The following is a 26,724-nucleotide window of genomic DNA, read 5'->3' as shown; positions in this document are numbered from 1 at the left end:
CCATGCTTGAATGTGAAAATTTATCCTGCACTCGTAATAATAAGGTACTATTTAAGAATCTCAGTTTTAAAGCTGAGCTAAAATCAAAGATTCTAATCACTGGTCCAAATGGTAGTGGTAAAACCAGCTTAATTAGAAGTTTATCTGGACTTTTACCGCCGGTATCAGGCAATATAAGGCACTGCGGAAAAGATATATATGATGATCCAAAATCCTATATATCTTCTATGGTCTATATAGGCCATAAGAATGCCTGTAAAGATAGCTTAACTGTTGCTCAAAACGTAGAATTCTGGGCAGGAATACGAAATACTAGAGAATTGATTGTGGCAGCTATTTGTTGCTTGCAGTTGCAACCTGTACTTAATATTAGATATGGCGAACTTTCTGCAGGCTGGAAAAGGAGAGTTGCGCTTGCTCGCCTCTTGATTTCTAATGCAAACGTTTGGCTGATAGATGAACCATTTTGTAATCTTGATAGTGCAACGTGTGAATTAGTGCTGAACTTAATCTCAATACGCTCTGAGCAAAATGGTATAGTAATTATTACAGGGCATAGCTCTACAGAGCAATTGTGTGATTTTACAACGATTGATATACGTAATTTCAATAGACTTCTTGTATAGTTTTTGGCAACAACCGCTAGAAATAAAAAACTTACTTGACAAACTCCGCCAGCCTCCTTATCATGAAACTGAAGCTATTTATTTATCTTCTCTGTACAGATTAAATGACAAAAAAACTCACGTATCTGGCGTCTCATGTTTAATTTTTTGCACTATGTGCACTCTATGTCTTTATCAAATTTCTAGGTTTTTACCTATACAAGCTGAAATACGCTTATAAAGCATTTAAAACATCAAAAAACGCCAACTTAAAAAATGGATAGTGAATAATTAGCTACCCTAGGGTTTCTTTTGCCTTTTTTTCTGTTTAGTAAATTTCTTAAACATTTATGACTAAAGGTTAGTTGCATTAAAAAGCAGCTAAATCGCGGTTATTAAGCGTTTAGAATAAAAAAACGCCATACTTGAAAGTATAATGTAAGTAATTAGCCAACCACGGGGCTTCTTTTGCCTTTTTTTTCATTTGGTAAATTCCTTAATGTTTATGGCTAAACGACAACCGTCATCCCGCTGCTTGTTAGCGGGATCTAGAGATACCGCGAATGAATCGCGGTATGACGGTTCGCGGTGGCATGACGATAAGCTCGTCATCCCGCTGCTTGTTAGCGGCTAAGGGATACCGCGAAGGGATACTGCGAATGAATCGCGGTATGACGGTTAATTATTCTGCGGCGGTATGACGTAGAGCTCGCGTTAGCTATACTTTTATACTCACCAACTCAGTATCCAATCTGGATCCAAGTAGTCAGCTACTTGGATGACACCCTGTTGAGGCTGCGCTTACACATTCCACTTTCTATGCTCACCAAACAAATTTGCTTATTCGCAGCAAAATTTTCTGGATCCAAGTATTCAGCTACTCGGATGATATCTTTGTGTTTGAAGCAAAACCAGCTATAACATTTCTTCGCAAACAAATGTTCGTACAGTTGTGCGCGTGATGCTGGAATCTAGACAACAATTAGATCCTATTGTCAAGCAATAAGCTACATGTGCTATTTATTTAGTAGATTAAATATGAAGTTTAAAACTCTGCTATTGACTTCCTGTAGAACTAGTGAAAACCAAACTTGCTTAAAACCACTTAATTAGTTATAGTTATAAGTTTAGGTACAGTAAAATGACAGCTTTTGTCCCCTTGATTATTTTTTTAATCTTGTATCTTGGAAGTGGTGCTTATTTTTCTTTTATCGGAACTGATAATCCACTTCATCAGGTTTCACCAGTAATCTGCTTATTACCAGCACTATTTTTTGCTGTCTCACGTGGTACAAATAAAATTCAGCATAACATCGATACTGTTATCAAGGGCATGGGTGACAAAAACACCCTTACTATGTGTTTAATTTTTTTATTTTCTGGAGCATTTTCTGCGGTGACTCAATCAATCGGTAGCGCAGACACTGTTGCTAATTTAATTCTTAATTTCCTTCCAGCAAGATTACTGCTGCCTGGAGTATTTTTGGCTTCTGCTTTTATTTCAACTGCAATTGGCACATCTATGGGAGTTGTTGCGCTGATGGTACCTATAGCTGTTAATCTGGCAAAAAGTGGAGCTTTTGGTCTCGAAATAGGAACTGCAACTGTAGTAGGTGGTGCCGTGTTTGGCGATAACCTTTCGATGATATCTGATACCACCATTGCATCTGTTTCTTCACAGGAAGCTTCAGCAAAAGATAAACTTAAAATGAACTCTAAAGTTGCACTTATTGCCAGCATTATAACACTCATCTACCTAGCAGTTGCCTCAAATAGTACAAAAATTATTTCTATATCAAATTTAGATTATTATTCTATAATAAAAATTATTCCTTACATTTCTTTAATAATCATGGGGCTGCTTGAAGTCGCCACTTTAGTAACAATAACTATAAACATAATTATTGCTGGTGTGCTAGGAATAACTTTTTTTGACTATGCTATCATTCAATTTCCTCATGACGTGTATGACGGTTTCAAAAAAGTAAACGAAATAGTGATATTTGCTCTATTTATCGGTGGATTGAGCCATATAATGTACAAGCAAGGTCAAAAAGCGTTGCATAAACTCATCGATGAAAGCAATATCACAAAAACTAAAGCTGAATTTGTGATAGCAGGAATTGCGTCTATGTTTACTACCTTAGTTGCCAATAATACCATTGCTATTTTACTAAGTGGTGGCATTGCAAAAAGGCTTGCACAAAAACACAGTATTGCGCCACATCGCAGCGCATACTTATTAGATGTTTTTGCTTGTGCTACAAAAGGTATCTTACCTTATGGTTCCCAACTATTGCTAGCAGGTAGCATCGCCTCTGTATCACCTATTTCTTTATTAACACAGGTATATTATTGCTTTATTCTAGCGGCAGTTACAATAGGCGAAATAATCATCAACAGCAGAAAAGAGAAACATTGTGCGGCTGCAACTTAGAGTTTCTCTTTTTTTACCCATAAGGAACGGAATTACTTGACACCCTTCGCCAACCCCCTTATCATGAAACTGAAGCTATTTATTTATCTTCGCAATCTGTGCAGGTTAATGACAAAAAACTTAGGGTATTTGGCGTCTCATGTTTAATTTTTCGCACTACGTGCATCGCATGTCTTTAAAAATTTTTAGGTTTTTATCTATATAAGCCGAAACGCGCTTACAAAGCGTTTAAGACAGCAAAAAACGTCAAATTGACAAGGGAGAATTTGAATGCTAGCTACTACGGGGTTTCTTTGCCTTTTTTCCTGCTTAGTAAATTTCTTAAACACTTGCGGTGTAGGTTAGTTGCAAGTTAAAAGCAGCTAAATCGCTCTTAATCAAGCGTTTTAGAATAAAAAAAACGCCGGTATTTTAGTACATGGTAAATAGCCAACCACCACGAGGCTTCTTTTGCCTTTTTTTTTATTTGGTAAATTCCTTAATGTTTATGGCTAAACGACAATCGTCATCCCGCTGCTTGTTAGCGGGATCTCTTGTTAGCGGCTGAGATACCGCGAATGAATCGCGGTATGACGGTTCGTGGCGGCGTGACGATAAGCTCGTCATCCCGCTACGTGTTAGCGGGATCTAGGAATTTTATTAAGTATAAAAGTTATGTTAAAATGCACCATTTATGGAAAACTAGATCCCAGTGTCACGCACTGGGATGACAGAAGAGCGGATGACAGGAAAAAGGGCTACCGTGTTGTAATAACAAATTCCAGTGCTGGAATCCAGCAGATCAAGCGGCTATACTTTCCTCCGCCCATCCTCAGTTATGCCTTGTTCTTCTTCCACTTCATCCATTTCAGTACTAGGTTTTAACATCATATATGTGATACCACCAACTGCTAGTGCTGCTGCTGCAATTGCAGCCACTGCTATTACTATAGATATCAACTCAACTGCAACTGTTCCGGTTACAAAAAGTGCCACTGCTACAGCAGTGCCTAATAACGCAGTTGCACTACTGGTGTAAATACCTTTTTGGGTTGTTGATATAGACTGTTCTTCTTCTGCTTTTTTCAGAAGCTTTTCTATTCTATCATCTATAGCTAAGTCTTTTGGAGTCTTGCCATCTTTATTCTTTAATAAAGGATTTGCTTTGTTTTCTACCAAAGCTTTTACTACATCTTTATGGCCATGATAAGCAGCCAAATGCAAAGGAGTAAATCTATTTTTGTCTTCAGCATTAACATTTACTTCATTTTCTATTAGAGTATTTACTATCTTTGTGTGGCCATTTGCAGCAGCCCAATGTAAAGAAGTCCATCCACGTTGATCCAACGCATTAACATCAGCCTCATTTTTTATTAGGGCATTTACTACGTCTATATGGCCCTTTTCAGCAGCCACATGTAAAGGAGCTCTGTCACCTCCATCTACCGCATTAACATCAGCCTCATTTTTTATTAGGGCATTTACTACGTCTATATGGCCCTTTTTAGCAGCCACATGTAAAAGAGTATCTCCCCACCAATCTTTTGCATCAACATTGATTCCTTTTACTCCTAATAGAGCATTTGCTACATCTCCTAGATCATCAAATATTGCTTCGTAAGCAGCTAAATGCAATAATGTGAGTTTACCACTTTCAACTTCAAACAGGTGATTTACATCAAAGCCAACTTTTTTCCATTTCTTATATTCTTCTGGATATTTCTTTAATTCCTCTTTTATTTTGTCAATTACGTTGTCTTTATTTAAATCCTTGTCGTCATTAACGGCACTTAATATTTTTTTCCACTCTTCATGTTTAATTGCCATAGTTCTACCTACAAATTCAATAACATTTTAATTATCATACATTATGACGAAAAAAAATCAACTCATTTCTTCCAAAGGCTCTATATTGAAGATAGAAAGTCCAGAAGCGATGACGTGCGCTAAGGCTTGCACGAGAAACATTCTTGCAGCGGTGAGGTTTAAGTTGTCTTCCAGTATGAAACGCATGTTTAAATCACTCTTGCCATACCCCCATAAAACGTGAAACGCTTCTGCAACTTCAAGTAAGTAGAAAGTAATTCTGTGTGGCTCACAAAGCCTTGCTGCAATTTCTACCACATCTGGCCACTTTGCTAAGGTTTTTATGAGGAAGAGCTCTCCACCTGTCCTTAAAAGTGAAGGATCTGCTGTTGGGAGCTCTTTTGGAGCATTACGCATTAACGAATGAGCACGAGCATGCGCATATTGCACGTAAAAAATAGGGTTGTCTTTTGACTGTTCTTTAACTTTAGCAAAATCAAAGTCCAAGACCATATCATTCTTGCGTGTTAGCATTATAAAACGAGTTATGTCCCTGCCAACTTCTTCCACTACATCTCTTGCTGTTAGGAAGTTTCCTGATCTTTTGGACATCTTAACAGGTTTGCCATTCTCGAAAAAATTCACAATATTATGCAGTTTTACCTCTATTTTTGCTTGATCATCACTTAGCGCAGAGACGACTGCTTTAAGTCTTTTGACATAACCGCCGTGGTCACTACCAAGCTCTACGATCATATTGTTAAAACCACGTGATATCTTATCAAAATGGTAAGCAATATCCGAGGCAAAATAAGTCCAACTGCCGTCCTCTTTTTTCAGTGCGCGGTCAACATCATCGCCAAATTTTGTAGAGCGAAATAACATTTCTTTTCTGGAAGTCCAATTTTCACTTTCTTTGCCTTTTGGTTTCTCCAAGTACCCTTCATACACTAGACCCTTGTCAGACAATATCTTTATACTCTCTTCAATTTTGCCACTTTTTTGTAGCTCATACTCTGAAGTAAAAACATCATGACTTACTCCAAGTAAGTTCATGTCTTCCTTTATGAGTTCTAAGATAGAACTTAAAGTATAGTCTCTAATTATCTGATTATCTTGCTTTTTTAGAAGCTCCTTGCCATATTTTTTAGCCAGCTCCTCCCCTATCGGTTTTAAATATTCACCTGGGTATAAACCTTTTTCTATACTGATTTTTTCTCCCAGAGCTTCTTTGTACCGCAGATATACTGACTTTATTAGTGTATCTATCTGCGCTCCAGCATCGTTAATATAGTATTCCTTAGTAACTTTATAACCAACTTTTTTCAATAAATTTGCCAGAACGTCACCAAATACTGCCCCTCTTGCATGACCAATATGCAGTGGACCAGTTGGATTTGCAGATACAAATTCAACATTGATGGCCTGATTGTTCCCTATATCTAGGGTGCCAAACTCTGTTTTTAGCTCACTTATTTGTTTTAAAATCCCATGCCATACTTTTATTTTTAAGTGTATGTTGATGAAACCAGGGCCTGCTATTTCCACTTTTGCAACTTCATCAAAAAGTTCAAATTCTTTGGCTAAAACCTCTGCAATTTCAATGGGATTCTTCTTTTCATGCTTTGCGAGTACCATAGCAACGTTTGTGTAAATGTCTCCATGTGCTCTGTTACTTGGGGGTTCTACGATAAAGTTTGTTGTATCTGTATTTATAATACCCCTTTGCTTCAACTCGTTTAATTTACTCAAAATTAAGGAAGAAGCCCTTTTGAAAATGTTCATCAACTAGAAAAACTATGAAAACCTCCAACAATATAGCGAATAAGTGGGGCTAGTTGAAGGTTTATCTTAACTATTTTATCTTCCTGGATCAGAGTTTATATTAAGTCGTTGCCGTAACCATGGTAAGAGAAAGCCATACCTTCGCTGTAACCATCATTACCAGCATCAGGCTCTTCAACATCATCAGTTACTACCTGATCTTCAGTTGTGATTTTATCCTTGATCGTCTCATCTACACCCTCATCACTATAAGAAAATTTGTTAGTATATGAATAGCGATTATTGATTTTATCACTATAGTTATGTTTTAACATAGAGACCTCCTATACAGTCAAAATTGGAATTACATTAAGATAGAACAAGCTATGAATATAACGTGAATGAAAGAAACTACAGATCACGAAATTTCCGGATAACTATGGAACCATTATAAAATAATAAAATTAAAAATTTAATAATTTTAATTATAAATCTAGCATATCAACTAACGGTATGATTTAAATTTTCTTTCAATTCCACTGTATCTTCGCCAGTTTTGCATACAGCCCGTCTTTACTTATTAGAGAGTCATGAGTGCCTACTTCTTCTACTTTTCCATGATTAATTACTATAATCTTGTCAGTCTTGAGTGCGGTTGATAGCCTGTGTGTAATTACGATTGTTGTTCTGTTTTGCATTAACTTGCTCAATGCTTTTTGCACGAGGTTCTCACTTTTGTAATCAAGGGCAGAGGTTGCTTCATCCAGTATTAAAACCTGAGGATTGTTGAGTATGGCCCTTGCTATTACAATACGTTGTTTTTGTCCTTCAGAAAGTTTTAATCCTCTTTTTCCTACAAATGTATCAAATTTATCAGGCAGCTTATCAATAAATTCCATCGCATAAGCACCGATAGCTGCTTGCCTTACTTCCTCATATTCAGCACCCGGTTTGCCATATAGTATATTTTCCATTATTGAGCAAGAAAATATCATGTGATCTTGTGGCACTAAGCCAAACAGCGATCTGAGGTCATTTAGCGCAATTGACTTAATGTTGTGCCCATCGATAGTAATGCTGCCTATGCTTGGATCATGAAAACGGAGCAGAAGTTTTAAAATGGTGCTTTTACCACTGCCAGATGGTCCAACAATTGATACTGCTTGACCTGCCTCTATAGAAAACGATACATTGTTTAACGCTGGCTTATCAAGCTGAGATTCATAAAAAAATGTTACGCTATTAAACGAAATTTCTTTTTGAACACTATAGATTTTTATAGGATCATCGGCATCTGTTATAGAACTTTTCATGTTTTTAAATTCAAATAAACGCTCTATTACTCCAAGACCTCGTTGTAAATCACTGATATTATCGCTCAAATTATTTATAGCTCCTGTCGCAAGCGCTGAATAAAACACAAATGAGGAGAGTTCTCCAATAGTTATATTATTGCTTAAGACTTCTTTAATACCAAAAAAGAGCAAAACAACTAGTGAACCTATCACACACGTGATAACTAGAGTTACTAAAATAGCACGCAAGAGTACTAATTTTACGTATGATTTTGATACTGAGTTTAAATACTCTTTAAAACGGGTTTTTTCATTTTCTTCGAGTACAAACGACTTGATAGTCACTATAGATCTAAAATTTTCCTCACTAAATGACGCAAGCTCACTTAATTTATCCTGAGCAAAGCGTGCATAGCTACGCACTTTTTTTCCAAGTGAGGTCATGATAATGAGTAGTATAGGTATTATTGCGGCTGCATACGCAGTTAGTTGTATATTTGTATATAATAACATAGCAACACTGCCAATCAGAATCACAAAATTTCGTAATATGGTTAGTAAGCTGCTGTTTATTATTGATTGCAGCACAGAGGTATCAGTAATTAACGCTGAGATAACATCTTGTACGCCTGTGTTCTCAAAGAAACTTGGTTGCAAGTTAGTGATACTGCTATATAAGTCATATCTGATTCTTGCGATAACTTTCTCGCTGCCAATGCCAATGAAATATAACCGAGTAAATGCAGTGAGAGAAATGGCTAAAACTATAAGTATTGCAACTAATAGTTTGGTAGTAAAATCGTGCTCTGTGCCAGAATCAATTATATTGCTTAAGCCTCTGCCAAAGAGGAGGATCGTTAAGGCTGAAAATAAAACTGCAATAAAAGCTATGACAAAATAGGATAGATTAGGCTTTATATAGTAAAATAACTGCCTAATATTAGATCGCATCTTATTTTAAAGTTTCTAAAGTTAAGTATATAGATTTTAGTTTCAGGGGAAAGGGGAAAGGTGTAGTATGAAGCAATTTAGGTTCTGCAGCTGTTGTGATTTTAGTCCACCAAGAAAGGGTAGTAGCCCGCAGAAACAAAAAACTTCCTTGACAAACCTCGCCAGCCCCCTTATCATAAAACTGAAGCTATTTATTTATCTTCGCAATCTGCAGATTAAAACGACAAAGGGAACTTTGTATTTGGCGTAAATCATGCTTAATTTTTTGCACTATGTGCACCTCATGTCTTTATAAAACTTCTGGGTTTCTACCTATACAAGCCGAAACGCGCTTATAAAGCGTTTAAGACATCAAAAGACGTCAAATAGAACAAGGGAGAATTTGAATACTAGCTACCCTAGGTTCTCTTTGCCTTTTTTTCTGCTTAGTAAATTTCTTAAACATTTAAACTAAGGTGAGTTGCATTTAAAAGCAGCTAAATTGCAGTGTTTAAGACTTAAAAAACGCCAATACTGAAAATAGACAGTGACTGGGGTTTCTTTTGCCTTTTTTTTCGTTTAGTAAATTTCTTAAATATTTATGGCTAAACGACAATCGTCATCCCGCTACGTGTTAGCGGGATCTCTTGTTAGCGCCGCGGCGGTATGACGGTTCGTGGCAGCGTGACGATAAGCTCGTCATCCCGCTACTTGTTAGCGGGATCTAGAGATACCGCGAATGAATCGTGGTATGACGGTTCGTGGCGGCATGAAGATAAGCTCGTCATCCCGCTACGTGTTAGCGGGATCTATGCTTTGAGATACCGCGAATGAATCGCGGTATGACGGTGTAGATGATGGTTAAGTAATTCGTCATCCCGCTGCTTGTTAGCGGGATCTAGAGATACCGCGAATGAATCGCGGTATGACGGTTCGCGGTGGCATGACGATAAGCTCGTCATCCCGCTACGTGTTAGCGCCGCGGCGGTATAGCTATACTTAAAAATATGGTTGAATAGTTGTTAATAATAGTGTATAATTATTAATCTTTTCTCAGTATTTTTACTATGGCTCTTTCTAAATTTCTCGATCCAAAATTGGACCTAACATTTAAAAAAATATTTGGTACTGAGAGAAATAAGAATATTCTTATTCATTTTTTGAACGATATTTTAGGATGTACTGAAGTCAACACTATACAAGAAGTAGAATTCTTAAGCACCATTATGGACCCTGAAATTGCTTCTGATAAACAAAGCATTGTTGATGTTCTTTGCAGGGATTCTAGTGGGAACAGGTATATAATTGAGATGCAGCTCACTCGTGATAAAGGCTTTGAAAAACGCGCACAACTTTATGCTGCTAAGGCTTACTCAAGACAAGCTGATAAATCTGGTAAATACGTTGATTTAAAGAAGATTTTCTTTATCGCGATTTCAAATTGTACCTTATTCCCTGATAAGCTTGACTATATATCTAGCCATACCATAAGAGATGAAAAAACCAATGAGCATGACTTAAAAGATTTTCAATTTATCTTCATAGAGCTGCCAAAATTTCCTAAGAGTAGAGAAGAACAACTAGAAAGTGTAGTAGACCGTTGGCTATTTTTTTTCAAATATGCAGATGAAACAACGGACGAAGATCTCAGAAAAATTGCGGAAAAATCACCAATAATAAAGCTAGCATATGATGAATTAGATAAGTTTCACTGGAATGAAAAAGATCTAATAGCTTATGAAGAAAGAATAATGGATCTGCGCAAAGAAGAAGCCATTCTTGAATACAGACTTGATCTTGCTAAAGAGGAAGGTAGAAAAGAGATGGAAATTGAAGTCGCAAAGAATCTACTTAAAGCAGGTGTTTCTTTTAATATTATAGCTCAAACTACTGGTCTTTCTATGAGTGAGATCAAAGAATTGCAGAATTAAGTGTGAATGGTTACGAAAAATATAAGTTTTTGCGATAAACGACATAGTGATGTATTTGTTGTTCAGCATGTCAGTGGAATATTTTCTGAAAAATTTCCACATAACTCTTTCAGATTTCATAATATCTCTTGCCACTCATCTGAACAGATACCCATTTTGGAGGGATACCAATAATAGTTGTGAGCGGTACAAGTTTAGTCCATATACCTTCCAAGCATAATACGCTCACGAAACTTTAATGCAATAGCTTGATTTCTACTAAAAGACAGCATTATGCCAAGTGCAATGCTCGAAGATAAAAGAGAAGAACCACCATAGCTAAGTAACGGCAGGGTTATGCCGGTGGTTGGAAAAACACTCAATGTTACCCCTATGTTTATTATGAATTGTGTGATGAATTGCATTGAGATACCGAGAATCACTAACAGATTAAATAATTCATTTTCCCTATATGCAACGTAAAGCAAGCGGGCGGAAATGATGCCAAATAACATCAATGTGGCTAAGCACGTAATCAAACCAAATTCTTCTGCTAAAACAGAAAACACAAAATCTGTATGGCAATCAGGAAGAGAGGCTTTTACGCTACCTTCACCAGGTCCAACTCCAGTTAATTGACCTCTTTTGAATGCTTCTAATGATTTTGTGACTTGAAAGTTATCGCGTTGCGTAAAAAAGACAAAATTGTAAATCCTTTGCTTTATATGTGGGAGGCATAAGTAAGCTATTGTAGTTCCAGTTGTGGCCATTCCTATTATGCATAGAAAGTATAAAAATGGTATACATGCAATAAACATTTGACCGATAAAAGAATATGTTAAAAGCATAGACATACTGAAATCAGGTTGCAAAAGTAACAACACAAAAACTAACAGAAATATTATGATTGATATGTGCATTTTAAACCTCATTTCGCTGGCCAAGATACTAGCTATAACAACAGAAAAAAATGGCCTTACAAACTCAGATGGTTGAACAGAAATTTTGACAATATGTAACCATCGTTTCGCACCTTTTACCTCTATACCAAGTATTATCGCAGTTGCTACTAGAATAGTAAATAAAGCGAAACCTGCGAATGAGAGGTTAAGTATAGTTCTTGTGTTGAGAAAAGAAAATGTCACCAAGGTAATTAGTGACAGGACTATATAAATTGTATGGCGCCGTATAAAATAATCCTGTGGTAGAAAAAGACGCTGCGCAATTACAGGGCTTGCTGAATAAACAAGAATGAAGCTTATAGTGAGCAAAAAAAACACTGGAAGGATGAGATAGTAATCCAGCGTTCTATACCAGAGTTTAATATTCATTTTGTTCCAATGTGTAATGCCACTATTCCATAGCTCATATTATGAAACTCAACATTCTTAAAGCCTACCTCTTCAATTTCCATTTTAAAATCAGCCTGAGTTGGAAACTCTCTAATGCTCCTCACTAAATATTCATAAGAACTCTTGTCTTTAGCAACTATGCTGCCAATTTTAGGAATTACTTTAAATGAATATAAGTCATAAAGTTTGGTAAATATCTCATTTTGATAATGCATAGGGGCAAATTCTAAGCAGATAAATTTTCCATGTGGTTTTAATACCCTGTGCGCCTCATTTAAAGCCTTCTTGCGGTCAGAAACGTTTCGAATGCCAAAAGCTATTGTGCAATAATCAAATTCGGAGTCTTCAAATGGTAAACTTTCTGCACTCGCACATACCCAATCAAAATTAATTTGATTTGAATTTATAGCTTTATCACGTCCTCTGCTTAGCATATTTTGATTTATATCGCATACTGTAACCTTAGCACTTGGCTCTTTTCTTACTATTCTTATTGCTATATCTCCAGTTCCTCCAGCAACATCTAAAACCTTAGAGTTTTTTGTAAAATGCACACTATTTACCATCTTATCTTTCCATAATCTGTGCATTCCGAGGCTCATTATATCATTCATGGTGTCGTAGCGACTTGCCACGGAATCGAATACCTCTTTAACTAATTGTGATTTCTTCTCGATTTTTATAGTAGACATTACGTAAAAACTCCTTTATAATTAGTAAAAATTAATTTGAATTAACACAAATGTCAACGACAGGCCTTGAGCCTGTTAAAATCTTCTTCAGCGTGGTATGATGACCGAGTTAGTGGGCTTGATGCAACCACTAGGAACCCTTTGGAGTAAGCGATATATTTATAATGCTCAAATTCCTCTGGGGTAACATACCTATCAAGTTTTGCATGTTTTGGAGTTGGTTGTAGATATTGACCAATTGTAATAAAATCAACCTCAGCACTGCGCAAATCGTCCATAACCTGAAATATTTCCTCTTTTGTTTCTCCAAGACCAACCATAAGCCCCGACTTTGTGAAAACTTTAGGATTAATCTGCTTTACCATCTTCAGCAAATATAGTGAATGAAAATAGCGAGCTCGTGGTCTTATTTTTGCATACAATCTCGGCACTGTTTCAATATTGTGGTTATAGACATCAGGTGATGCAACAGCAATTGCTTCAAATGCTCCTTTCTTATTTAAAAAATCAGGAGTTAAAATCTCTATTGTTGTTTCTGAAGTTATCTTTCTAATTTCTTCTATGCACTGTATAAACTGATTTGCGCCACCATCTGGTAAATCATCACGATCAACAGAAGTAATGACAACATGTTTTAAGTTTAACTTTTTTATCGCTTTTGCTAAATTTTCTGGTTCATGAGGGTCTAGTTTATCAGGAATGCCAGTTGCAACGTTGCAAAATGCACAAGCACGAGTGCAAACAGAACCGAGAATCATTACAGTAGCGTGACGCTTATTCCAACATTCGCCAATATTTGGACATGCAGCCTCTTCGCACACTGTATGCAAGTTATGCAGTTTAACGATGTTTAAGGTTTCATTGAATACTTCACCGGTCGGAGCTTTTGCTCTGAGCCATTGAGGTTTGCTATGCATCTGAAACTGCTAACTCTACCTCTTGCTTTACTAAAACTTTTTTCAACCTTCTTTTTATCTTCTGCGCTTTCTCACTTAGTTTAATCGTTCTTGTGTTGAGCAAAAAAGCATCTAAATCACCTTTGTAATCTATAGTTCTCAAAGTTCTTGTTGCCACACGAAATCTAAACTTTTTATTTAATATATCACTTGTTAACGTAACCTTATGCAAATTTAAAAGAAAGGTACGCTTTGTTTTACGATTTGAATGTGATACCTTATTACCAAAAGATTTTTTTCTATTTGTTAATTCACAAACTCTACTCACTTCAATATACCAAATTATTCTATGTACTTAGATTACCTTATATAGTCAAATAGTCAATACTCTCTTGCTTAATTTTTATACCATATACTGCTTTATAGCCAAAAAATATCGTAATTTTTTCTATTATAAGAGAAATCATATGCTGAATTTCCAATGCTTTGCTGCCATTTGTTACTACCAGATGCAACACACCCGAATTTATATTCTGTGCATATGAGATCTTTTTCGGTTTTGTACACTCTGCTATTTCTTTCCCTACTATATTTCGCCAGTTTAAAATAAGACGTATTTCATTTTTACTAATCTTATTTTTCATGCATTTTAATGCATAGTTTTCTATTATAGACTTTAATTTTTTTGGACCGCTACGTTTGAGCATTTTTCTGTTTTTTTAGTAGGTAGATAATATAAAAGTATACATATAACTTGAGATTTTGTCATTACTGCTACATGTTTGTGAGATACCGTGACGGTATGACCATAATCGTCACTCCGCAACGCATATTGCATAGTCGTCATTCCGCGGCGTGTTCGCGGAATCTAGCTCTGGTCACGCTACTTAGATGACAACCTTCTAACTGCTTTACAAAGGCTCTACCCTCTGGCCTCACACCGTAAAAGCAGTATTTTTATGCAAAACTTATCTCAACGTAGCACTTGTCAAGATCGTTCCATTCAAAAATTTTTGTTTTGCCTCATAATTAACCTTATAGCTGTTTTAATTGTAATTAGTTAAATTATTATTAACTTGCCAGGCTAGATCCAAAAAATAGCATAATCAATATGCAAATTGTAATAGAAATCACGTTTGCGTATGGTTTATTGCTATGCGGTTAATCTTTCCTCAATCCAAGCTGCTTGAATAGCTTCGAGTATTTTTTCGTTACAGCGTTTTTCATCATCATCAAATTCCTCTAAACTCAAGACCTTTTTTTTAAGCTCAGTGAATCTGATACTAATTATATTCTCATTTGGAAATTTTTCCTCCAGAGCTTCCACAATATCTTCTATATCAAGCCATTTCATACTTTTTTGTATTTATCTGCTAAGTTAAATTGGTGCCCATGGGGAGACTTGAACTCCCAAGGTCGCAAAACCCACGGATTTTAAGTCCGCTGCGTCTACCGATTCCGCCACACGGGCTTTTTTTATCTATCTAGAGTAAAACTCTACTACTAAATTGACTTCCATGTCTGCTGAATAAGGAACCTCAGAATATTGAGGCGACCTCAAATATTTCACTGAATGCTCTTTACTATCTGCTTCTAAATAATCCGGAGCCTTGCGCTCTTGTTTTTGTTCAGCCTCTACTACTACAGGGATTTTTGCTGCCCTTTCTCTTATTTTTATTATATCACCTGGCTTCACTCGATAACTCGATATGTTAACCACCTTATCATTAACTGTAACGTGCTTGTGAGATATGAGCTGCTTTGCTGAGTAAATTGTTGGAACAAGACCAGAGTGGTATAAAACAGAACTTAATCTCGATTCTAAGATACCGATAAAATTATCAGCCGTATAACCCTTTCTGTTATAAGCATCTAAAAATGTACGTCTGAGCTGCTTACTTGAAATCGCGTAGTAAAACTTAAATTTCTTATGCGCAGCAAACTGCTTACCAAAGTCGGATAACTTCTTGAATCCAAGAATACCATGTTGACCTGGAGGGTATTTCCTTTTGTTTACTGGGTCTTTAGCTCTACCCCATAAATTTACACCAAGTCTACGGCTAATCCTATACTTTCTAGTGATAACAGTTGTCATATAAAAACTCTCACGATTCAACTCTAGATTATTAAGGATTTTAGCACTCAGTGTCAACTTGTTTTTGCTGATATAATCTTTTATACTTCATTTTTAAGTTTTTCTATTAACACATGAATCATTCACATTTAAAATCTATGGCAAACGCCATCCGTTTTTTATCAATTGATGCAGTACAAAAAGCAAACTCTGGACACCCAGGTATGCCACTTGGCATGGCAGATGTTGCAACTGTTTTGTTTGCTAAATATCTGAATCATAATCCTGATGATTCTAAATGGTTCAATAGAGATCGCTTTGTTTTATCAAACGGTCATGGGTCAATGTTACTATACTCAATATTATATTTGACAGGTTATATTAGCATAGATGAGCTAAAAAACTTCAGGCAAATGGGATCCAAGACCCCAGGTCATCCAGAGTTCGGCTTGACTTCCGGGGTAGAGGCAACGACAGGCCCTTTAGGGCAGGGGTTTGCCGCTGCTGTTGGCATGGCACTTGCTGAATCAATCCTTAAAAAGCAATTCAGAATCAATCACTACACTTACGTGATGCTAGGGGATGGCTGTCTTATGGAAGGAATAAGCCATGAAGCAGCATCACTTGCTGGGCATCTTAAATTGAATAAGCTCATAGCTCTTTTTGATGATAATGATATCTCTATAGATGGCGCTACTTGCCTTTCCTGCTCTGATGATGTAGAGAAACGCTTCTTAGCGTATGGATGGAATGTTGACAAAATTGATGGCCATGATTTTGATGCCATATCCCTTGCAATAGAGCAAGCAAAAAAGTCTGATAAACCTACAATGATCTGCTGCAAAACTATTATCGGAAAATTTTCAAGCCGTGCTGGCACATCCTCTGTTCACAGTGGTGCTTTTTCGGAGGAAGACATCAAACAGATGAGAGAGAAATTAAACTGGAATTATGAACCATTTCATGTACCAGAAGATGTGAAAAACGCCTGGATGAAAACTGTTGAGAGAGCAAAACAAAATTACACGATGTCATTCCAGCGCGTGACCAGGAAAGAAGAAAAAGAATGGATCCCAGTGTCAAGCACTGGGATGACAAAAAGTGGAGCTGGGGTAACAGGATATCATGTAGAACTTCAAAGACGGTTAGATAAACATCTACCAGACAATATCGCTGGTGTTTTAGCTGACCTGAAGAAACAAATATGTGAGCTAATGCCAAACGAAGCTACTCGATCTTCTTTTGGTAGGGTAATGGAACTTTTAACACAACATATGCCGGAATTAATCGGCGGTTCTGCTGATCTTACCGGGTCAAATTGCACTAAATATAAGCACATGCAGGTAATAAATAGCAATAATTATAGTGGCTCTTATGTCCACTATGGAGTGAGAGAACACGCTATGGCAGCTTGTATGAATGGTATGGCACTTCACGGCGCGATTCTTCCTTATGGCGGCACTTTTTTGGTATTTTCCGACTATTGTCGTCCTGCTATACGTCTTTCAGCTCTGATGAAGCAGCAGGTTATGTATGTCATGACTCACGACTCAATTGGAGTGGGAGAAGATGGCCCAACTCATCAGCCAATAGAGCATTTAGCCTCTTTGCGTGCTATACCAAATCTATATGTTTTTAGGCCAGCCGATGCAGTTGAAACTCTGGAGTGTGTTAGCATTGCACTCGAAAAGAAAGAATCTCCAGCACTGTTTGCGCTCTCAAGGCAAAACGTAAGTTACATGCGCAAGTTCTACTCTGATATCGATCAATCTGCTAATTTATCGAAGTTTGGTGCATATATTTTGTGTGAATGTTCAAAAGAATTAAAAGTGACGATATTTGCTACGGGGTCCGAGGTTGAAATTGCAGTTGAAGCAAGGGAGAAATTGCAGGAAAAGGGTATAGGTACAAGGATTGTTTCTATGCCATGCTGGAGGCTTTTTGACGAGCAAAGCGATGAATATAAAGCGGCAATATTAAATAATGACAGCATTAAAGTTGCAATTGAAGCCGGAAGTGAAATGGGTTGGCATAAATACATAGGTTCAAACGGTATATTTATTGGCATGAAAAGCTTCGGAGAATCAGCACCTTATAAAACACTCTATGAGCATTTTAATATCAGCGCAGATCATGTGGTAAAATGTGTGTGTGAGAAACTGGTTTACATTCAGTAGACTTCTTGCATAACCATATGAAAGCCCACTCTTCTTTGTCATTCCAGCGCGTGACGTTATCCAAGATGATGTCATTCCAGTGCTTGACACTGGGATGACATCATATAGGCTACTTAGAAGACCCAAAAAGGGTGTCATTCCAGTCTGGAATCTAGTCTTTATTATGCAGCCACTTATTTAAAGTTAAGTTTCCTGGATCCCAGTCTCTGGGCACTGGGATGACAGGGGAAGATACTAGGATGACACCGTCATAAAGGAACCAGTGTCAGCTACTTGAATACATACCACCATGTCATTCCAGCGCGTGACGCTGGAATCTAGTAAACCTCTGGCTATATTATGTCATTGCCTTCTGAACTACTTGGTGATTCTAATACAACTGGTTGGTCAGATTCAGATGATGATTGTGTTGGCTCATCAAAACAAAATAACCATGAAAAAAACCCACCAAAAAATGATGCAACTAATGAAAAAGGCTTCATAAGTATACTAAACAAACTACCAAAAAAAGAGCTCGGCTGTTCTTCTGTTTGTGCAGGTTCTGTGGAAGCAACAGGACCTACATCGTTGTCTTGTACATCAGTTCCTTGTTCTGCACTGGTGGTGCTGGTTTTTTCCCCTTCTTTGCTATTATCTGATTGTAGTTCAGTATCATCACCTACTCGTTTTTCTTCCTCTTGACCCCCTTCACTATCTGTCGATGATCCACCCGCTGAACCATCATCAGATTTTTCTGCTGGTTGCAATAGAGTTTTTATTCCTTCATCAGTGGCTAATTTGAAAGGAGTATTTCCATCTTCATTTTCTATATTAACATCTGCTCCTTTTTTTATTAAGAATTTTACTGTTTCCGCAGAGGCGTTTGCTGGACGATCTGCATAACCCATAAACACTTTATTTTTTGTAGCAAAATGTAAAGGAGTCCATAGATCGTTATCTTGTATATTAACATTCGCTCCTTTTTTGAATAAAAGTTCTGCTATATCCGTATAACCTTCTCTAGCAGCCCAATGCAAAAGAGTATGTCCATATGAATCTACTGCATCAGCATTTGCTCCCTTGTTTAATAAAGCTTTAACTATATCTTTATGGCTACTATTGTAATTATATTCCATCATACTCTGAAGAAGTGATTCCATTACTGTATCAACCTTTGCTCCACTATTTAATAAAACTTCAGTTGCATCTTTATGACCATAGAAAGCAGCTTTAAACAAAGGAACCATTCCATTTTTATCTGCTATATTAACATCTGCTCCTGCTTTTATTAGGGCGTCTACTATTTCTTTATGGCCACTTGCAGCAGCTTCAAATAAAGGAACCATTCCTTCTTTATCTGCTATATTAACATCTGCTCCTGCTTTTATTAGGGCGTCTACTATTTCTTTATGGCCACTTGCAGCAGCTTTATGTAAAGGAGTTTTTCCATTGCTGTCTATTGAATTAACGTTTACTTTTTTACTTAATAGACTTTGAACCTCCTTATAATTATCACTTTTAACGGCTGAATACAAAGCTTCGATATCCTTTTGCGTTTCTTCTAGAATTTTTACTATATGTTTCCCGCCTTGTTGAGAGGCAAGATTTAAAGGAGTGCTGCTAGTATTATCTAGTGGAATAACATAAATTCCTTTTGCTTCTAATAGAACTGTTACTATTTGCTGATCGTCAGTTTTAGCGGCTTCATGTAAAGCAGTCCTTCCATTTTTATCTGCTATATTAACATTGATCCCTTTTGCTTCTAATAGAGCTTCTATTATACTTGTATCGAGTGGTTGCGTTTTGTTGGCTTTGTCAACAGCAACATGTAAAAGAGCGCGTCCATTTTCAGACTGTGCATTAACATCTGCTTTGTTATCAATGAAAAGCGAGACCATATCTTTGTCTCCTTTGACAATAGCATGCCGTAAAGGAGTAAATCTGTTTCCATCTAAAGCATTAACATCTGCTCCTTCGCTTATTAGACGCTTTACTTCATTAATATTATCTCCTTTAATAGCCTCAAATAAATCAGCATTTTGTGAAACTTGGCTTTCTTCTTCATCATTTTGCAATACTGGATTAACATCATCAGTTTTTTCTGCGTTTTGCAATAGAGTTTTTATTCCGTCATCACCGGCTAAATCTAAGGGAGTATTTTTCCCTTCATCTTGTGCATTAACATTTGCCCCTTTTTCCAATAGGGCTTCTACTACCTCTTTATGGCCATTTTCAGCAGCCCAATGTAGAGGAGTCTTTCCATCATCATCTACTGCATTAACATTTGCCCCTTTGTCCAATAGATCTTTTACTATCTCTGCATGGCCCTTTTCAGCAGCAAAATGTAGAGGAGTTCTGTTATGTTCATCTATTGCATTAACATTTGCTCCTTTGCCCAATAGATCCTTTACTATCTCTGCATCGCCATTTATAGCAGCCTCAAGTAAAGCGGTATCTATTAATAGAGTGCGTATTTCTTCGTTAGTGGCTAAATTGAGAGGAGTCTCTCCATTTCGATCTACTGCGTTAACATTTGCCCCATTATTTAGTAAAACTTCTACTACCTCTTTACTATCTTTTTTAGCAGCTGAATGTAAAGGAGTATATCCAAAAAGCTTTCCCTCCTTATTAACATCTGCATTTGCTCTCAATAGGACTTCAACTGCCTCTTTACGGCTATAGGTAGCAGCTAAATATAAAGGAGTATATCCCCAATCATTTTCCTTATTAACATGAGCCCCTGCTGCTAATAAGGCATTTATTGCATCTGTATTGTTATTTCCAGCAGCCCAATGTAAAGGAGCATTGCCAAATCCATCTTGTGCATGAACATTTGCTCCTTCACTTATTAGACGTCTTACTTCATCAATATCACTATCACTATTTTTAGCAGCCTCAAGTAATTTAGCTGTGTTTTCTAATAGAGTTTGTATTTCTTCATCAGTGGCTAAATCGTAAGGAGTTTTTCCATCTGTATCTTCCGCATTAACATTTGCCCCATTATTTAGTAAAACTTCTACTACCTCTTTATGGCCATTTTCAACAGCCCAATGTAAAGGAGTCTTTTTATCTTGATCTTTTACATTAACCTTTGCTCCTTCACTTATTAGAACCTGTTTAAAATCTTCGTAATAGGAGAGAAATGAAGGAAAGGACAATCATTTGCAAGCTGGTATTGAGTTTACGTTCGCAATTTTTCCATAGCCGTCTACACTTTTCTAACCAAGCAAAAGAACGCTCAACAACCCATCTCTTTGGCAATACAACAAAAGAATGTAATTCACTGCGCTTTATTACCTCAACAGTTGCACCAATAATATCTTTTATTTGGGTTGCAAAAATTTTTCCTGTGTAGCCTGCATCAACCAATATATTTTTGACTTCAGAAAGGGTATCTTTAGCATTTTCAACCATTCTTACAGCGCTACTACGATCAGTTACTTCTGCTGTTGTTACATAAATTGCATGTGGTAGACCTTGAGTATCAACTGCAATATGACGCTTTATGCCTGAAATCTTTTTACCTGCATCATAGCCCTTTTTTTCAGCAGTATCTGTGTTTTTAACACTTTGAGCATCAATTATACAGAAGCTAGTTTTCTCTTTCCGACCATTGTTGATACGGATCTCTCCAACCAATTTTTTTTAAAACTAATTCCAACAAACTTGGTTCTTCTCCATTCTTTTTATTCCACATTTGAAAATAGTAATATACGCTTTCCCACCTTGGAAAATCTTTTGGCAACATTCTCCACTGGCAACCACTTTTTAGGACGTATAACACTGTACGAAATACATCATACAAATCAAGTTTTCTTGGTCTCGTTTTCTTCCTGCTACTCTCTAGTATTGGTCTGATTTTTTCAAATTGCTCTCGACTTATATCACTTGGATAATTTTTACGCATAGATATACCTCATTCTTAATCTACCACTATTTTACCTCATCTCTCCGAGATTTTAAACAGGTTCTTAGACTTTTTACTTTCTCAATATTACCTTCTAGAGCAGCCTTACGTAATTCAGCATTTATATCTCTGTTTGAATTGCTCATCCCATACCTCCTGTAAAACTATATTGTTATGATAAAGTCGTTAATAATCTATGAGCTCTCACCCCCTGTAAAATTATATTATCATGATAAAGTCATTAATAACCCATGAGCTCTGGATCACGCAAATAATGGTTATTCCCTGTGTTTTTCAGTACATTTGAGCTGGCTGTACATAAGAATTGCAATTGTAGAGCATGCTATTGTTAATAGTAAATTTGGTAAAATACCATAGCGAAAAAATTTTCCTACTATATATATTCCAATAGCCCCAAACATCATATTGCAGAATGAGAGAACTGCACTACCAAGCCCTATACCTTTGATCGTTTCTAAAGCAGAAGTTACGTTATTGCTTATTATTAATGCAAGTCCGATATTGGCTGGAATCCAGGCAACTTGAAGAATTAGTATATTCAACTTGTCCGCGAAATAAAAATATACCAATAAACTATCGGATATTATCGGTAACACCAAACCTATTATTAGCATTTTGCTAACCCCTACTTTTGGTACATACCTTCTATTAATTAAAGTTCCAATTATGTAGAATATGACTATGATCGATATGAGGTAGCCAAAATACTGTACTTCAATGCCCATCGATTCAAATATGAAAGGGTAGTTAGCAATGTATGCCCAAAGCCACATGAAAGTTAATCCATGAATGGCTGAAAACCCAAGGAAACGATAATTTCTAAATATTGATATATATTGCTTGAAGATATTAGTAGTTATGTTAGTTATACTGGTTTCATTTTTATTTATAGTGAGTGTTTCTTGTAACTTAAAGTAGATAAAAATAAGTATAGCAATTGCCGCGAGTGACATAATAAAAAACAAAAATTTCCAATGATACCCATGTGAAATTATATAACTGCCCACCACTGGAGCTATTCCAGGTGAGAGTGCCACAACCATATTTAATTTTGAAATTACTCTCGAGTATTCACTACCCGAGTACATATCCCTTATTGCTGCATACCCAACAACACCTGCAACACCAGCCCCTGTTCCTTGTATGAAGCGAATTAGTATCAAGAGCGCAATACTGTCGGCTATATAACACATGACACTTGCCAAAGTAAAAATTGTCATACCAATCAGCATCATTGGACGCCTACCATAATGGTCCGATAATGGACCATAAATTAATCCAGATACCGCAAATCCAACTAGATTCAAGCTAATTGTAAGCTGCACTACACTGCCTTCTACTTTAAAATAATTGGCAATGCTTGGTAGTGCAACTGAGTATAGGTCAGTTGCCATATCGACAATTGCTACAGACAATATCATAATAAGAGAGATGATATTTTGCGGAAGAGCTGTTTTCACTTAATGATTTACTGGATTAAATATACTTAATTATAATGTATTTTTTTCATTAGTATAAGTACAATGTTACATAGTAAACGATGTCATTCGAGTAGCGGACACTGAAATCTTAAGCTAAAATCATGAAAAGCACGAATTTCAATATCTTATCTTGAATTATTCAAGTTTAAGTTTAAATACTGAGCATCAATTGTTTAGGATCTTCACCTCTGTGTTATCTAACGAATCACCGTAAGTCACTGCTTTTAGGTAAAACTTTTTTCCCCTTTGCACTTCGAAAGATATTATTGAATCATCAAGTAGAACAAATTTTTCACCTGCAGTCTCTTTAGTACCTTCTTGTCCTCTGATTAGGTTACTAAGCTTATATTTATTTTTATCTATAAGTTCAGCACTCTGGAATTTTATTACCTCTTTTCCGATTAATGCTGAATTTGAATCGATAATTCCTAGCAGCTTACCAAAACGTAGCACTACTATAAGCCCCTCGTCGGTAGATTCCATTACATATCCGTAAGTAGACTGCTTATTTGTGCTTGCGATAGGCTTATAATCCTTATCGTTGTACGAAATAAAGAGCGTTGCTCCCTTCCAATTCTTTTCCTCGCTAATTAAAGTAAAGCTTGTGGTATTATCTTTAATATTGGGTAAATCTATCATTTCTATGATGGTTTTGCTAACGTGAGAGGGAGGGTATTCCTTCAGCATAAGTGACCTTGTTGAAGGAAAAGAGAGCTTATATATAGAGTGATCATAACCAACGCCAATTACTTGAATGGACATGCTTTCAAATTTCGTTTTTATAATTCTCACCGTATGTTTTTTCTCACTGTCTAAAATCGTTATTACATCACTTGGCACAAGCCACGCATATTTTATCGGTAGCTTGAAATTGTATATATTTCTCTCTTGCCACGAAGAATAAAGTAAAACCTCAGCGATATTTTGCGCCTCTCCCTCCTCCATAATGAGTGGTATTTCAACTGTTATAGCAGTGCCTTGCTTTGGCAACTCAGCATATTTAACATCAATTGGATAGCCAAAATTGCGGTTAAAGTAAACGATGTTAACTTTATTGTTTAAATCCAGTTGACTAATATTAACAAGTTGCATCGACTTTGAACTGTTATTGAAAACCATTTCACCAATTGGCATTACAGTTGTAACTCCCCTGCCCTTTTGGACAAATTTCAGTTTAGAGTCCTGTTCAACCACATCAAAAAAATAGCAACTTTGCAGCATTTTAATAATTGAACGTACCGATTGCTGGTCATTTATTACATATCCAGACAATAATCCTTTAACATCACTCGTATCGAACTGATCGCTTTTTAAACCTGCTTTTTGTAACAGATCCGATAAAACATCGGAAATATTAAGCTGTGAAAGCTTTCCCTGAATCCAATGTCCTGTCTGCCAATTATGGCAGTCAGTCCACATATCACACAAATTGGGGAAATAAGGAAATGGCCTTGCATCCCATGCCCAGAGAAACATTTTTTCTACCATTTCCGAGCTTTGCCACTTCTTTAGCGTTCCTTCAATTGCAATTTTCTGTGAAAGAAAGCTCACCTCTCCGTTTGAATATCGTGGATATTTGCTCTCTATGCTGCCTTTGTCAACAAACACATTTGGCTCATTAGTGCAGCCGTTCATACTGGGAAATCCATATTCAGTAAACCATATTTTTTTCATTTTTGGTTGCCATTTCGTTTTACTACCACCTGGATTTATGTGAGTTTCACTCCACCATTTCTCTATATTTTTCCACGCATACCTGCTGTCGTTATACTTTACTTTTTCAGGTTCACTCTTTGAGTAATCATAGAAATAATCATACCCCACTCCACTGCTCCAACCACCCATTACATCTTCCGCGGAATAACCAAAAGGAGGCTCTGGCCCATCAGTCAGTGGAAAATAAGCATCTATGCCAACAACGTCGATGTACTCTGAAGACCACAGTTCATCCATATTATACTAACCATCATATGAGTGGTATTCGCTCCAATCTGCAGCGTAGGTAACTGTTACTTCTTTTCCAAGATTAAGTTTTATCTGCTTTGCAAGCTTGACCAGCTCTATAACGGCAGGGTAATTCCCTTGTTCATCCCTGATTTTGGTAAGTTGCGCAAATTCAGATCCGATGATAAACCCTTCCACTTTAGTTTGTTTGGCAATGCTTGCATAATGCTCTATAAATTTGTTATATTGATTCTCAAAAAAATCACTTATATCCCCAGGGGTCCCACTCAATCTTCCTCGCCACTCTTTATTTTCTGTGTCAAGCAAGGGCATTGGATAGAGCATCACCTTATAGCCTCTGCTGCGTAACTCTTCTATATATCTTATCAGCGCTGCATCACTAATTGTGCCACCATACCTTGGGTTTCCACTCGCATCTTTTGAAATTAGCTGAGCATTATCTCTGGTTACACCCCCTACTTGCCAATCATCAGGTAATATTGCGGAATCATCTTGAAATTCAACTGCAGGATATATTTTACAATCTTTAATGTTCAGATCATTCACAAACCAATTGACTACTACCGACACCAACTCAACATTTGGCAAATCTCCCTTTAATTGATCCAAAGAAAGCACTGCATCGCTCTTTTTAGTGTGGTTGTTATGATTTACCCTTTGTGCTAGGCCATATGGGATATATTGGTTGCTGCTTATTTTCTCTTGCGCGATTTTCTTCTGTATTTTTGTATCATATACAAACTCACCTGAGCCTGGTATTATATTGATATTCGGAATATTTTCTGCTATTGAAAATCCACTGGGTTTTAATGCAGTTCGCACTTCAAATGTAAATATCGGGACACGATTGTTATAGTCTGCTAAAGGAAAATTCTTGATGACTATGTAAGATATTCCCCTATAAGCCGGCACATTCCCCTCTCCTTCAATTGATGACATAAATGGATCAGGATTTTGGTCTTCTCTGCCGCTGTAAAAAGTATAATCTATTTCATCAAAGCTAAGTGATGTTGTATCTGCCCAGATTCTGTTTAATTTTTCTACTTTCCCCTTGCAGATCGCAATTGCAAGCGTTGCATAGTAATTATATGTAACGTTCATACCTCTTCCAATTTTACTTTTGGTGGTTATCGCCTCTTCTTTGATTGGCTGCGACCAAATAATGTTCCCTGCAACACGAGCAGTGCCATAGATAATTGGGATCGTCCTGCCGTAGGTTGAGGTTTGAACTTGCAGATTTTTTAGTCTCGCACCATGCGTTACTTTCTGCTCAGCATCAAGGCTAAACATCGCACCATCAAGCTGCGCACCAAGAAGAGCACCGAGTTCTGAGCCGATAATCCGGCCAATTGGCCCAAAAATGCTGCCTGCTTGACCAAAAATTGATGATAAAATTATTGTGGACATGATAATCCTCCTTTTTGATAGATTTTTTTGAAATTGTTGAGAAAAGA

18 protein-coding genes, 1 tRNA gene and 1 pseudogene are annotated in these 26,724 nt (G+C 36.8%); 4 read left to right on the top strand and 16 right to left on the bottom strand.

The features are described from left to right. The first annotated feature begins 2 nt into the window (after positions 1-2). Both ccmA and AAGD72_RS04580 read left to right on the top strand, forming a co-directional pair. On the top strand, positions 3-626 hold the full coding sequence (gene ccmA, locus AAGD72_RS04585; protein WP_007548816.1) for a heme ABC exporter ATP-binding protein CcmA: 624 nt from the start codon (positions 3-5) through the stop codon (positions 624-626). Between the two features lie 1,120 nt (positions 627-1,746). Beyond that, positions 1,747-3,042: a Na+/H+ antiporter NhaC family protein gene (locus tag AAGD72_RS04580; protein WP_006280467.1), complete on the top strand. Its 1,296-nt coding sequence runs from the start codon at positions 1,747-1,749 to the stop codon at positions 3,040-3,042. Between the two features lie 789 nt (positions 3,043-3,831). Here AAGD72_RS04580 and AAGD72_RS04575 read toward each other — a convergent pair. The 4 genes from AAGD72_RS04575 to AAGD72_RS04560 all read right to left on the bottom strand — a co-directional run bounded on the left by AAGD72_RS04575 (position 3,832) and on the right by AAGD72_RS04560 (position 8,837). Further along, positions 3,832-4,848: an ankyrin repeat domain-containing protein gene (locus AAGD72_RS04575; protein WP_341814663.1), complete on the bottom strand. Its 1,017-nt coding sequence runs from the start codon at positions 4,846-4,848 to the stop codon at positions 3,832-3,834. Positions 4,849-4,905: 57 nt separating this feature from the next. Further along, the gene (gene argS / locus AAGD72_RS04570; RefSeq protein WP_341814662.1) at positions 4,906-6,612 is read right to left on the bottom strand and encodes an arginine--tRNA ligase; all 1,707 of its coding nucleotides are present in this window, start codon (positions 6,610-6,612) and stop codon (positions 4,906-4,908) included. A 95-nt stretch (positions 6,613-6,707) separates the two neighbouring features. Continuing rightward, positions 6,708-6,926, bottom strand: a complete 219-nt coding sequence (locus AAGD72_RS04565) for a hypothetical protein (RefSeq protein WP_010962563.1) — start codon at positions 6,924-6,926, stop codon at positions 6,708-6,710. A 195-nt stretch (positions 6,927-7,121) separates the two neighbouring features. Continuing rightward, positions 7,122-8,837, bottom strand: a complete 1,716-nt coding sequence (locus AAGD72_RS04560) for an ABC transporter ATP-binding protein (protein ID WP_341814661.1) — start codon at positions 8,835-8,837, stop codon at positions 7,122-7,124. A gap of 1,046 nt (positions 8,838-9,883) precedes the next feature. Between AAGD72_RS04560 and AAGD72_RS04555 the strand changes: the two genes are divergently transcribed. Next, positions 9,884-10,747 (top strand): Rpn family recombination-promoting nuclease/putative transposase, encoded by an 864-nt coding sequence (locus tag AAGD72_RS04555; RefSeq protein ID WP_341814660.1) that lies wholly within the window; start codon positions 9,884-9,886, stop codon positions 10,745-10,747. 194 nt (positions 10,748-10,941) lie between these two features. Here AAGD72_RS04555 and AAGD72_RS04550 read toward each other — a convergent pair whose 3' ends face one another. The 8 genes from AAGD72_RS04550 to rpsD all read right to left on the bottom strand — a co-directional run bounded on the left by AAGD72_RS04550 (position 10,942) and on the right by rpsD (position 15,761). Further along, on the bottom strand, positions 10,942-12,057 hold the full coding sequence (locus AAGD72_RS04550; RefSeq protein WP_341814659.1) for an FtsW/RodA/SpoVE family cell cycle protein: 1,116 nt from the start codon (positions 12,055-12,057) through the stop codon (positions 10,942-10,944). Beyond that, positions 12,054-12,770 carry a bifunctional demethylmenaquinone methyltransferase/2-methoxy-6-polyprenyl-1,4-benzoquinol methylase UbiE gene (ubiE, locus tag AAGD72_RS04545; protein WP_341814658.1) on the bottom strand — a complete coding sequence of 239 codons (717 nt, stop codon included), beginning with the start codon at positions 12,768-12,770 and terminating at the stop codon, positions 12,054-12,056. The genes AAGD72_RS04550 and ubiE overlap by 4 nt, the downstream gene beginning before the upstream one ends. 53 nt (positions 12,771-12,823) lie before the next feature. Then, positions 12,824-13,687: a lipoyl synthase gene (lipA, locus tag AAGD72_RS04540; RefSeq protein ID WP_012673150.1), complete on the bottom strand. Its 864-nt coding sequence runs from the start codon at positions 13,685-13,687 to the stop codon at positions 12,824-12,826. Next, positions 13,680-13,994 carry a 50S ribosomal protein L28 gene (gene rpmB / locus AAGD72_RS04535; RefSeq protein WP_006279619.1) on the bottom strand — a complete coding sequence of 105 codons (315 nt, stop codon included), beginning with the start codon at positions 13,992-13,994 and terminating at the stop codon, positions 13,680-13,682. Before rpmB ends, lipA begins: the two co-directional genes overlap by 8 nt. A gap of 37 nt (positions 13,995-14,031) precedes the next feature. Next, positions 14,032-14,373 carry a DUF721 domain-containing protein gene (locus AAGD72_RS04530; protein WP_010082513.1) on the bottom strand — a complete coding sequence of 114 codons (342 nt, stop codon included), beginning with the start codon at positions 14,371-14,373 and terminating at the stop codon, positions 14,032-14,034. Positions 14,374-14,819: 446 nt separating this feature from the next. Beyond that, entirely contained in the window at positions 14,820-15,020 is a 201-nt protein-coding gene (gene iscX, locus AAGD72_RS04525) for a Fe-S cluster assembly protein IscX (protein WP_007552114.1), read from the bottom strand. A gap of 30 nt (positions 15,021-15,050) precedes the next feature. Continuing rightward, a tRNA-Leu gene (locus AAGD72_RS04520) sits at positions 15,051-15,137 on the bottom strand. A 9-nt stretch (positions 15,138-15,146) separates the two neighbouring features. Further along, a complete protein-coding gene (gene rpsD / locus AAGD72_RS04515; RefSeq protein ID WP_010962555.1) occupies positions 15,147-15,761 on the bottom strand; it encodes a 30S ribosomal protein S4 in 615 nt (204 codons plus the stop codon). Between the two features lie 113 nt (positions 15,762-15,874). Between rpsD and tkt the strand changes: the two genes are divergently transcribed. After that, positions 15,875-17,917 carry a transketolase gene (gene tkt / locus AAGD72_RS04510; protein WP_155968553.1) on the top strand — a complete coding sequence of 681 codons (2,043 nt, stop codon included), beginning with the start codon at positions 15,875-15,877 and terminating at the stop codon, positions 17,915-17,917. A gap of 332 nt (positions 17,918-18,249) precedes the next feature. On the opposite strand, the gene AAGD72_RS04505 is transcribed toward tkt, so the two are convergent. From AAGD72_RS04505 to AAGD72_RS06435, 4 genes and pseudogenes are all read right to left on the bottom strand, one after another. Beyond that, the gene (locus AAGD72_RS04505) at positions 18,250-21,054 is read right to left on the bottom strand and encodes an ankyrin repeat domain-containing protein (protein WP_341814657.1); all 2,805 of its coding nucleotides are present in this window, start codon (positions 21,052-21,054) and stop codon (positions 18,250-18,252) included. Then, positions 21,014-21,803 (bottom strand): IS5 family transposase gene (locus AAGD72_RS04500; protein WP_341814578.1). Its coding sequence is split into 2 segments (ribosomal slippage): positions 21,014-21,541 and positions 21,543-21,803, totalling 789 coding nucleotides; the frame shifts between segments, so codons are not numbered across the junction. The genes AAGD72_RS04505 and AAGD72_RS04500 overlap by 41 nt, the downstream gene beginning before the upstream one ends. Before the next feature lie 278 nt (positions 21,804-22,081). After that, positions 22,082-23,245: a multidrug effflux MFS transporter gene (locus tag AAGD72_RS04495; RefSeq protein ID WP_341814656.1), complete on the bottom strand. Its 1,164-nt coding sequence runs from the start codon at positions 23,243-23,245 to the stop codon at positions 22,082-22,084. 225 nt (positions 23,246-23,470) lie between these two features. Further along, a pseudogene (locus tag AAGD72_RS06435) lies at positions 23,471-26,209 on the bottom strand (glycoside hydrolase TIM-barrel-like domain-containing protein). Positions 26,210-26,724 lie beyond the last annotated feature (515 nt).

The organism is Wolbachia endosymbiont (group A) of Chalcis sispes (assembly GCF_964026765.1).
Classification (GTDB): Bacteria; Pseudomonadota; Alphaproteobacteria; order Rickettsiales; family Anaplasmataceae; genus Wolbachia; species Wolbachia pipientis.
Note: the sequence above shows the minus strand (reverse complement) of the source record. Positions and strands in the feature narration are given on the sequence as shown.